Origin of the sequence: Streptomyces purpureus, from assembly GCF_014648195.1 — a bacterium.
In the GTDB taxonomy this organism is placed as follows: domain Bacteria; phylum Actinomycetota; class Actinomycetes; order Streptomycetales; family Streptomycetaceae; genus Streptomyces; species Streptomyces purpureus.
Genome location: NZ_BMQQ01000038.1, coordinates 49,533 through 58,744, shown reverse-complemented (window position 1 = coordinate 58,744; position 9,212 = coordinate 49,533). Strand labels below are relative to the sequence as shown.

Sequence of the window (9,212 nt, the reverse complement as noted above, 5' to 3'; positions counted from 1 at the left end):
CCGATCGCCTACGAGACAGCGTCCAGAGCAACATCAACTACGCTGACACCAGCCGCATAACCCGTGTCCAGGATTCGAGGTCAAGGCCCCACCTCCCCGGGTCGGGGCCCGCGTCGGGCAAGGCCAGGGGGCCACTCGTTCAAATTCCGGGCAGGTCCAAAGCCTGCCCGAGTTGCCGGGCCAGCGTACGGCCCCCTGACCATGCCCGACCCCAACCCGGGCAGGACACCGGCCAAAGCCCACTCCACCGCCCTCACGCGCGTGAGCGTCTGACGGCAACGCTGACGGCAACAGGGGCGAACAGCAGGGGACTTCCACGTACTTCCACGGACGGGCCATAATTCGCTGACCAGCGAAAATGCAGGTGACGACTGTCCAGCGAGCACAGGTACTATGTGCTGGCTGGGGCCACGCCGGTACTTGTGCACAATTGCGGTGGCGGCACCACGGTCTATCGGGGAGTTGCGGAAGTGAGCGGCGAGACCGGCGGCCCCAACCCCGCCTGTGATGATGCGGTGGAAGGAATTGCAAGGCCGCGGGGCGGGGACTCGACGCCTGAGATGCATCATCTCGGTATGACCGATAGTGACTACACCAGCTGGACCACTAGTCCCGCTGCTGCTATTCGAGCGGCTACCCGAGATGGAGGTAGTGGAGTTGTCATTAGAGCCACCATCCCCAGCGGACGTTTCCGCGTCCATGTAAACGATCAGCCATGGGTCGAAGATGACCTTCGCGGCGAGGCTGAAGTGATCATCCAAGGGGTCATGCAAGGTCGAGCCAGGGCGGCATGGCCCGGTGCGCGGCTAGAGGATCTCGGGTTCTGATAATGAAGCTCTGGCGGGCGGTACCTGCGGGTACCGCCCGCCAGCGTTCTCGATGGAGTCATCTTGGCGAGTTTGCAAGAAGTGCCCACTTTGAAGATTGCGGAGCTGCTTCGAAGGGCCAAATGTCAGTCGTTGGTTTTGCTGCCGTCTCCCGTTGTATCGGAAATCCTTGAGGAGGTATCCGGTTTGATCCGCGTTGGAGTTGGGCCGAGGTCCACACTTCGAGGCACGTATCGAGACCGGTATTCCACACTGGATGAGTTCCGGAAGAATAGATTTGGATGGCGGGACTTCTTTGCAGTTCTCGACGAAGATGGCCCTCCGGTTGGCCTATTCACCGTCCGGGGGGGGCGGGTGGAGCTTGATCGCTCTTACCGACGAAAGTGTGGAGGGTGTTCTCGCGGCTTTGGTGGCGCCACCTCAGTCCTTTGAATGGCCAAAGGGTGCGGAACGTGCCTGACAGGCTCCAGTCCCGATGGCGGCAATGCTGACCGCAACGTCAGCGGACGACGGCTGCGGCTGATGGGTCGTCGTTGCCGTCGATGGCTTCGCCGAGTGCGTTGCTGAGGGTGTCTATGGCGTCGCGCTGGAGCCGGAGCCTGACGTGCGCGTAGACGCCGGCGGTGACGCCGATGTGGGCGTGGCCGAGGAGTTCCTTGATCACGACGAGGTCGACGCCTTGTTCCAGGAGCAGGGTCGCGGTCGAGTGGCGGAGGTCGTGGAAGCGGATGCGGCGGAGGCCGGCCCGGGTGAGGAAGCTGCGGAAGCGGCGGGTGAGGTTGGCGGGTCGAGAGGCCGCCGGGTGGGCGTGGTGAATCCGAGCCCGCTGTCGATCCTGCTGTCTCTTGCGCCTTGTCCTGCCGTCCCCTGTGCTCCTTGAGGGAGTGGAGGCATTCGGTGGGGAGGGCGATGCGGCGTTCGGATGCCCGGGTCTTGGTGGGTAGGTGGGTGAGGTCGCCGGTGCGGGTGCGCTGGAGTGAGCGGCGGATGGTGGCCGTTCCGGTGGTGAGGTCGAGGTCTTCCCAGTGAAGGCCGAGGAGTTCGCCCTTGCGGAGCCGGTTCTCAGGGCGAGTTCGTACAGCGCGTGGAGCCGAGAGTGGTGGAGTAGGCGCGGGTCTTGGTGGAGAAGTGGCCGCGGAAGCCGAGCATGTGGGCCCAGTTGCGCAGGTTCAGGTGCTTGAGGTCGTCGCGGGCGCCGAGGGCCCAGGCGGTGCGGATCATGCGGGCGGCGTGCTCGGGTACTGACTTGAACCAGAGATCGGTGATCCTCTTCAGCCGGTGGTCGAGAGTGCCGATGGTGGCTTCGGTGCCCTTGGTGGCGTACTTGGCGGCGTATCCGGCGACCTTGCCCTCGGTGATCGTGGTTCCGCCCTGGAAGGCGGAGGACCGGATGATCCTGGTGTCGATCTGCTCGCCGAAGGCGAAGGAGCGGGCGCGGCCGTTGGCCTCGGGCCCGTCGATGTGGGCGCGGGGGGCCGCGAGCCGCATGGCGTCGGCGTGGAGTTCGGGGGTGTGCCCAGGCGGGTTGTGGGGTGTAGGGGCCTGCGGGGCCGTCGAGGCGGATCACGGCGTGGAAGTGGATCAGTCCGCGCTGCTGGTACTCGGCGACCTTGGTGTACGAGACCCGGACGACCCTGGAGAGCAGGCCCTGGGCGATACCCGCTGCGGCGGCGATGGTGCGGCGCTGGTGGAGCATGGAGCGGCCCACAGCGCCGGGGCGTGGGCGTTCCACAACACCGCGCCGGTGCAGGGAGTGCCGGACAGGACACCGGTCCAAGACCCTGCCGACCCCTGCGCGATCGGGCACGTCAGCGCGACGGTCTGGCTACGGCAGCAGAGTGAATGCCGGGAGGTGACTCGGGCGCACCACGCTGAAGTGGCGGCGGTCCAGGGTGGCGATGTTGACCGCGCGGTGCTTCTCGGCGACCGCGACGACGAAGGCGTCAGCGGCGCCCAGGGGCAGGCTCGCGTACTGCTCGACCAGGTCGGCGGCCCGGCTGACCTCAGAGGAGGTCACGGGCACCAGCTCGTAGACGCCGTCCGCGACGTCGCGCAGGAAATCGGCCTCCGCCTTGGCCCCGGCACGACTGGCGAGCATGTAACCGATCTCGGTCAGCAGTGGGGCGGGCAGCAGGAGCGGGCCGGGGAAATTCTGGAGCAGGTCGACGCACTGCAGGTGAAGTCGTCCTTGCGGTTGGCGGCCGCGACCACGGGGCCCGTGTCGATGACGATCACGCGCTCCGGGGCTCCTCACTGGTCCAGGCGTCGCGGACGATCTCCTTGGAGCGGACCGCGAGGTCGGGTTCGCCGTCGAAGACGCCGGTCGTGCGGAACCGGCGGCGGGGGCGCTCGCCGCGCTCCACTTCCGCCCACTGCCGCAGCAGCTCTATGGCGTCGGGCAGCCGGTCCTCCGGCACCGCGTCGAGCAGCCGGTGTGCTTCCTCGCGTACGGTCACGCGCTCAGTGTAAGGTCCGCAGCCGCCGTCGGCCCAGGAGTTGCCAGGCGGCCTCGCAGCTTCGTGGTGGTCTGCGCCTCTGACGGCAGCGCTGACGGCAACAACCACGGAACCAGGGCACAGCCACGGACGCCAGCGGAGTACGAATCCGCCGGTGACCTGCGAAAACGCAGGTGGGGGTGGAGTGCGTAGCACACGTACTATGCGCTGGCGGGGGCCACGCCGGTCCTGGTCCGTAACTGCGATGGCGGCCGAACCGTCTATGGCGGCGTTTCGGAAGTAACTGCGCAAGGTGACCCCAAACCCCGCATTTGATGATGCAGTGGAAGGAATCGCCAGGCCGCGAGGTCGAGATGCAACTCATGAGGCGCATCATCGCGGTGGCACTGACAGCGATTACACCAGTTGGACTACCTCTCCTGCCGCTTTCGTACGAATGGCTGCCGGGCGCTGAGCGTGCCTGACGGGGGCTGCGGGCGGTTCTGATGACGGCGTTACCCAGTGGCGGATGTGGGTCGTGTGCTCGGTCACGTGGCGTACACCCCGCGCGTGCGACGCACTCGACGTGATGTGCGTTATCAACCGGTTTCTCCTGTGATGCGTGATCAACTGACTCCGCCACGTGTCCTGCCACGGAAACCGAGGAACCCCCCGATGAGCACCTCCCTCGTCCGTCGTGCCGCCCTCTCCGCCGCCGCCGTCTGCCTCGTCCTTCCCGTCACCGCCTGTACGGGCCAGGGCGCCGAAAACGGGGACGCCAAGGGCAAGGGCCCCGGCGGGGTCAGGGCGTTGAGTGGGGGCGAGTTGGAGGAGCGGGCCCTGGTGTCGGGGGATCTGCCGGCCAGGTTCACCGTGCGGAAGGGTGGGGCCGCGGACGTCGTGCCGGGGAGTGGTGTCGTCACGGACAAGGCCGCGTGCAAGCCGCTCGCCCACGCCATGGCCATGGTCGCCATCGGCAAGCCCGGCGCCACCGCGCGGGTCAAGGTCGCCGAGATGCCCGCCACCAAGCCCGCGGCCTCGCCCGACGCCGCCGCCCGCGCGGCGCTCGACGCGCCGGTGACTTCTGTCGGGCTCGCCTCGTACGACGGCACCGGCGCCCAGGACGCCTTCCGGGCGTTGCGTACCTCCACCGGGGCGTGCGCCGGCGGGTTCACGCTCACCTTGATGGGTGAGACGACGAAGGTCCTCGCAGTGGAGCCGGTGGCCATGCCGGGCAAAGCGACGCTCGCCTGGACGGTTACGAGCGAGGTGGCCGGCGAGCCGGTGATCTCTAAGGTCATGGCGGCGTACGTCCGCAACCACCTCGCCACCTTTTCCACGGTCAGCCCCGCCGGCGGGCCGGTCGCCGAGCCCCTGGACGTCCTCGACGCGCAGACCGCCAAGCTCAGGGGAGCCCGGGCCGTCGGGTCGTAGGCTGCCGGGCATGTGCGGAATCGTGGGGTACGTCGGCGGGCAGTCGGCGCTCGATGTGGTGATCGCGGGTCTCAAGCGGCTCGAGTACCGGGGCTACGACTCGGCCGGGGTCGCGGTGCTCGCCGACGGCGGGCTGGCCGCGGCGAAGAAGGCGGGCAAGCTCGTCAACCTGGAGAAGGAGCTGGTGGACCGGCCCCTGCCGAGCGGGTCCACCGGCATCGGGCACACCCGCTGGGCCACCCACGGCGGCCCGACGGACATCAACGCGCACCCGCACCTCGACAACGCCGGCCGCGTCGCCGTCGTCCACAACGGCATCATCGAGAACTTCGCCGCGCTCCGCGCCGAGCTCGAGGAGCGCGGCCACACCCTCGCCTCCGAGACCGACACCGAGGTCGTCTCGCATCTGCTCGCCGAGTCGTTCTCGTCCTGCGGGGACCTCGCGGAGGCGATGCGGCTGGTCTGCCGGCAGCTCCATGGCGCCTTCACGCTCGTCGCCGTACACGCCGACGACCCCGACGTGGTGGTCGGCGCCCGCCGCAACTCCCCCCTCGTCGTCGGGGTCGGCGAGGGCGAGTACTTCCTCGCCTCCGACGTCGCCGCGTTCATCGCCCACACCCGCAGCGCGATCGAACTGGGCCAGGACCAGGTCGTCGAGCTGCGCCGGGACGGTGTCACCGTCACCGACTTCGACGGCGCGGCCGCCGACATCCGCTCGTACCACGTCGACTGGGACGCCTCGGCCGCCGAGAAGGGCGGCTACGACTACTTCATGCTCAAGGAGATCGCCGAGCAGCCCAAGGCGGTCGCCGACACCCTCCTCGGCCGGATCGACGCGAGCGGCCGGCTCAGCCTGGACGAGCTGCGCATTCCCGACGCGGTGCTGCGCGAGACGGACAAGGTCGTGATCGTGGCGTGCGGCACCGCCTTCCACGCCGGGCTGATCGCCAAGTACGCCATCGAGCACTGGACCCGTGTCCCTTGCGAGGTGGAGCTCGCCAGCGAGTTCCGCTACCGGGACCCGATCCTCGGCGGGCGCACCCTCGTGGTCGCCATCTCCCAGTCCGGCGAGACCATGGACACCCTGATGGCGCTGCGGCACGCCCGCGAACAGGGCGCGAAGGTGCTCGCCATCTGCAACACCAACGGCTCGACCATTCCGCGCGAGTCCGACGCGGTGCTCTACACGCACGCCGGACCGGAGGTCGCGGTCGCCTCGACCAAGGCGTTCCTCACCCAGCTCGTGGCCTGCTACCTCGTCGCGCTCTATCTCGGTCAGGTCCGGGGCACCCAGTGGGGCGACGAGATCCACGCCGTCATCCGCGACCTCGCGAAGATCTCCGACGAGGTGGAACGGGTCCTGGAGACGATGGAGCCGGTACGGGCCCTGGCCCGCTCCCTCGCCGACAAGAACACCGTCCTCTTCCTCGGCCGGCACGTCGGCCACCCCGTCGCCCTGGAGGGCGCGCTCAAGCTCAAGGAGCTCGCCTACATGCACGCGGAGGGGTTCGCGGCGGGCGAGCTCAAGCACGGTCCGATCGCGCTGATCGAGCGGGACCTGCCGGTGGTCGTGGTCGTCCCGTCCCCGCGCGGCCGGTCCGTACTCCACGACAAGATCGTCTCCAACATCCAGGAGATCAGGGCGCGCGGGGCGCGGACCATCGTCATCGCGGAGGAGGGCGACACCTCGGTCGAGCCGTACGCCGATCACCTCATCCGGATCCCGGCCACGCCGACGCTGCTCCAGCCCCTGGTCGCTACGGTGCCGTTGCAGGTCTTCGCCTGCGAACTGGCGACCGCCCGTGGCAACGAGGTGGACCAGCCGCGCAACCTGGCGAAATCCGTGACCGTGGAGTGAGTGGAGCAGGGGACGAATGATCATCGGGGTGGGAATCGACGTGGCCGAGGTGGACCGCTTCGCCGCGTCGCTGGAGCGTACGCCGGGTCTGGTGCAACGGCTCTTCGTGGAGAGCGAGTTGCTCCTGCCGAGCGGCGAGCGCCGCGGACCGGCGTCGCTCGCGGTGCGTTTCGCGGCGAAGGAGGCCCTGGCGAAGGCGCTGGGCGCCCCGCCCGGGCTGCACTGGACGGACGCGGAGGTGTACGTCGAGGAGTCGGGCCAGCCCCGGCTGCGGGTACGCGGCTCGGTGGCGGCGCGGGCCGAAGAGCTTGGCGTACGGAACTGGCATGTGTCGCTCAGCCATGACGCGGGGGTGGCGTCCGCGGTCGTGATCGCGGAGGCGTGAGCGGGCGGGAGGCTGCGCGGGGGAGTGAGCGGGCGCGGAGCCTGTGCGCGGGGCGCAGGTACGGGGGCGCTGGGTACGCGGATGGCGTGCGCGCCATGGGTGTTGGCGCGTCGGCGTGGTCCGTGGCCGGTACGGCGGTTCGGCGTACGTGGTACGGCGCGCGCGCAGCGGGGGTTGGCGCGCCGCCGTGGTCCGGGCCGATCCGGCGGTACGGCCTGCGCGCTACAGCGTGAGCGCAGCGGGCGTTGGCGTGCCGGCGTGATCCACGGCCGGCCCGGCGGTGCGGCAGGCCGCCGCCGACGGCCGCGCACAGGCGTACGCCGTCGGCCGCCGGGGCGTGCAACGGGCGCGGGCGCAAGCCCGCCCGCCTGATCCACGGCCGGTACGGAGGTGCCGCCGGGGCGTGAACCGGGCGAGGGCCCAAGCGTGTCCGCGTGATCGTCAACTGGTCGTTTCTGCGGCAGACTCGGCCCATGCGCACCGCTCACCGCGTCGAGACCGTACGGGCCGCAGAGGCCGAACTCATGGCGAAGCTGCCGGAGGGCACGCCGATGCAGCGGGCGGCCGCCGGGCTCGCCGCGGCGTGCTGCGCGCTGCTCGGCCGGGGGCGGGTGTACGGCGCCCGGATCGTCGTCCTCGCCGGCAGCGGCGACAACGGCGGCGACGCGCTGTACGCCGGGGCGCGGCTCGCCCGGCGTGGCGCCGGGGTTCAGGCGGTCCTGCTCGGCTCCCGCGCCCACGAGGGCGGACTGGCCGCGCTGCGCCGGGCCGGCGGACGGGTCACCGACGACCCCTTCGAGGTGCTGGCGACCGCGGACCTCGTCCTCGACGGGATCACCGGCATCGGCGGCCGCGGCGGGCTGCGCCCCGACGCCGTGCCGGTGGCGCGGGCGGCGCGCGGCTCCAACGCGTTCGTGGTCGCCGTCGACCTGCCGAGCGGCGTGGACGTGGACACGGGGGAGGTGACGGGGGAGGCGCTGCGGGCGGACGCGACGGTCACCTTCGGCACGTACAAGCCGGGGCTGCTGATCGATCCGGCGCGGGAGTACGCGGGGGCGGTACGGCTCGTCGACATCGGGCTCGACGACCATCTGCCGTCCGTGCCGGACGTCGAGGCGCTCCAGCACGAGGACGTGGCCCGGATGCTGCCGGTGCCGACGGCGTCGAGCGACAAGTACCGGCGCGGGGTGGTCGGTGTCGTCGCCGGCTCCGCCCGCTACCCCGGCGCCGCCGTCCTCGCCGTGGCCGGGGCGCTGCGGGGCGGGGCGGGAGCCGTGCGGTACGTGGGCCCGGCCGGGGAGGCGGTGATCGGGCGCTTCCCGGAGACCCTGGTCCACGACGGGCCGCCGTCGAAGGCGGGCCGGGTCCAGGCGTGGGTGGTCGGTCCGGGGCTCGGCGACGGGCCGGGCGTGGCGGACGTACTGGCCTCGGACGTGCCGGTACTGGTGGACGCCGACGGGCTGCGGGACCTGGACGCCGCGGTCGTACGGGCCCGTACCGCCCCCACCGTGCTCACCCCGCACGCGGGGGAGGCGGCGGCGCTGCTCGGGGTGTCACGGGACGAGGTGGAGGCGGGGCGGCTGCGGGCGGTACGGGAGCTGGCGGCGCGGTTCGGCGCGACGGTGCTGCTCAAGGGCTCGACGACGCTGGTGGCGTCCCCGGAGGGCGGGGTGGCGGTACGGGCGAACCCCACCGGCACGCACTGGCTGGCGACGGCCGGCTCCGGCGACGTCCTCTCCGGCCTCGCCGGCTCCCTCCTCGCGGCAGGCCTGCACCCGGCGGACGCGGCCTCCTCCGCCGCCTACCTCCACGGCCTCGCGGCCCGCCGGGCCTCCCCGGGCGCGCCCGTGTCGGCCCAGGACGTGGCGGCAACGCTCCCGGCCGCGTGGCGGGACGTGGTGTCGTAGGGCACAGGTGGGACGGCCCCGCCCCGCGTCGGCGGACAGCCCTGGCCGGTCCCTGCCCCCGCCCCCTCGGTGCCGCACGGCCTCGGCCCTGGCTCAGGCCGGACGCCCCGGCGGGTCCGGCCGGACGGCCCCGCCCGCACGGCCCCGGGCCGCGGCGCTGGCTCTTGCCGGCGGCCAGGCCTCGGTTGCGCCCGGAGGGCCTCGCCCCCCGGCGGGCCGGCGCGGCCGCACGGCCGCGATCGGGCTGGACGGCCCCACTCTGGTCCGGGTCGCACGGGCCGCACGCTGGGGGCTTGGCCGCGGCGCTGGCTCTTGCCGGCGGTCACGCCTCGGTTGCGCCCGCACGGCCTCGCCCCCCGGCTGGCT

At 71.3% G+C, this 9,212-nt stretch carries 7 protein-coding genes and 3 pseudogenes; 4 read left to right on the top strand and 6 right to left on the bottom strand.

Annotation, left to right across the window (positions count from 1 at the left end; translation table 11 throughout):
• Positions 1 to 1,326: 1,326 nt before the first annotated feature.
• The 6 genes and pseudogenes from IEZ01_RS31255 to IEZ01_RS31240 form a co-directional block, all read right to left on the bottom strand.
• Positions 1,327 to 1,920, bottom strand: a pseudogene (locus IEZ01_RS31255) (site-specific integrase); the annotation flags it as partial.
• Positions 1,890 to 2,318, bottom strand: a pseudogene (locus tag IEZ01_RS35945) (replication initiator); the annotation flags it as partial. The pseudogenes IEZ01_RS31255 and IEZ01_RS35945, both read right to left, overlap by 31 nt.
• 127 nt (positions 2,319 to 2,445) lie before the next feature.
• Positions 2,446 to 2,523 (bottom strand): annotated as a pseudogene (locus tag IEZ01_RS35940) (hypothetical protein); the annotation flags it as partial.
• 129 nt (positions 2,524 to 2,652) lie between these two features.
• A complete protein-coding gene (locus IEZ01_RS31245) occupies positions 2,653 to 2,943 on the bottom strand; it encodes a PIN domain-containing protein (protein ID WP_229833305.1) in 291 nt (96 codons plus the stop codon).
• Positions 2,940 to 3,062, bottom strand: coding sequence for a hypothetical protein (locus IEZ01_RS35780; RefSeq protein WP_267907324.1), 123 nt, complete (start codon positions 3,060 to 3,062; stop codon positions 2,940 to 2,942). Before IEZ01_RS35780 ends, IEZ01_RS31245 begins: the two co-directional genes overlap by 4 nt.
• Positions 3,059 to 3,283, bottom strand: a complete 225-nt coding sequence (locus IEZ01_RS31240; protein ID WP_189205063.1) for a hypothetical protein — start codon at positions 3,281 to 3,283, stop codon at positions 3,059 to 3,061. Before IEZ01_RS31240 ends, IEZ01_RS35780 begins: the two co-directional genes overlap by 4 nt.
• Positions 3,284 to 3,937: 654 nt before the next feature.
• On the opposite strand from IEZ01_RS31240, the gene IEZ01_RS31235 reads away from it, so the two are divergent.
• The 4 genes from IEZ01_RS31235 to IEZ01_RS31220 all read left to right on the top strand — a co-directional run bounded on the left by IEZ01_RS31235 (position 3,938) and on the right by IEZ01_RS31220 (position 8,846).
• On the top strand, positions 3,938 to 4,696 hold the full coding sequence (locus tag IEZ01_RS31235; RefSeq protein ID WP_189205061.1) for a hypothetical protein: 759 nt from the start codon (positions 3,938 to 3,940) through the stop codon (positions 4,694 to 4,696).
• A gap of 10 nt (positions 4,697 to 4,706) precedes the next feature.
• Positions 4,707 to 6,554 carry a glutamine--fructose-6-phosphate transaminase (isomerizing) gene (glmS, locus tag IEZ01_RS31230; RefSeq protein ID WP_019888796.1) on the top strand — a complete coding sequence of 616 codons (1,848 nt, stop codon included), beginning with the start codon at positions 4,707 to 4,709 and terminating at the stop codon, positions 6,552 to 6,554.
• Positions 6,555 to 6,570: 16 nt separating this feature from the next.
• Positions 6,571 to 6,939: a holo-ACP synthase gene (locus tag IEZ01_RS31225; RefSeq protein ID WP_019888797.1), complete on the top strand. Its 369-nt coding sequence runs from the start codon at positions 6,571 to 6,573 to the stop codon at positions 6,937 to 6,939.
• A 473-nt stretch (positions 6,940 to 7,412) separates the two neighbouring features.
• Positions 7,413 to 8,846, top strand: a complete 1,434-nt coding sequence (locus IEZ01_RS31220) for an NAD(P)H-hydrate dehydratase (RefSeq protein WP_189205058.1) — start codon at positions 7,413 to 7,415, stop codon at positions 8,844 to 8,846.
• Positions 8,847 to 9,212: the final 366 nt, after the last annotated feature.

What these genes read in the sequence shown, in the direction of transcription:
- IEZ01_RS31235 (WP_189205061.1), top strand. Translation starts at nt 3,938, where the DNA reads ATGAGCACCTCCCTCGTCCGTCGTGCCGCCCTCTCCGCCGCCGCCGTC.
- glmS (WP_019888796.1), top strand. Translation starts at nt 4,707, where the DNA reads ATGTGCGGAATCGTGGGGTACGTCGGCGGGCAGTCGGCGCTCGATGTG.
- IEZ01_RS31225 (WP_019888797.1), top strand. Translation starts at nt 6,571, where the DNA reads ATGATCATCGGGGTGGGAATCGACGTGGCCGAGGTGGACCGCTTCGCC.
- IEZ01_RS31220 (WP_189205058.1), top strand. Translation starts at nt 7,413, where the DNA reads ATGCGCACCGCTCACCGCGTCGAGACCGTACGGGCCGCAGAGGCCGAA.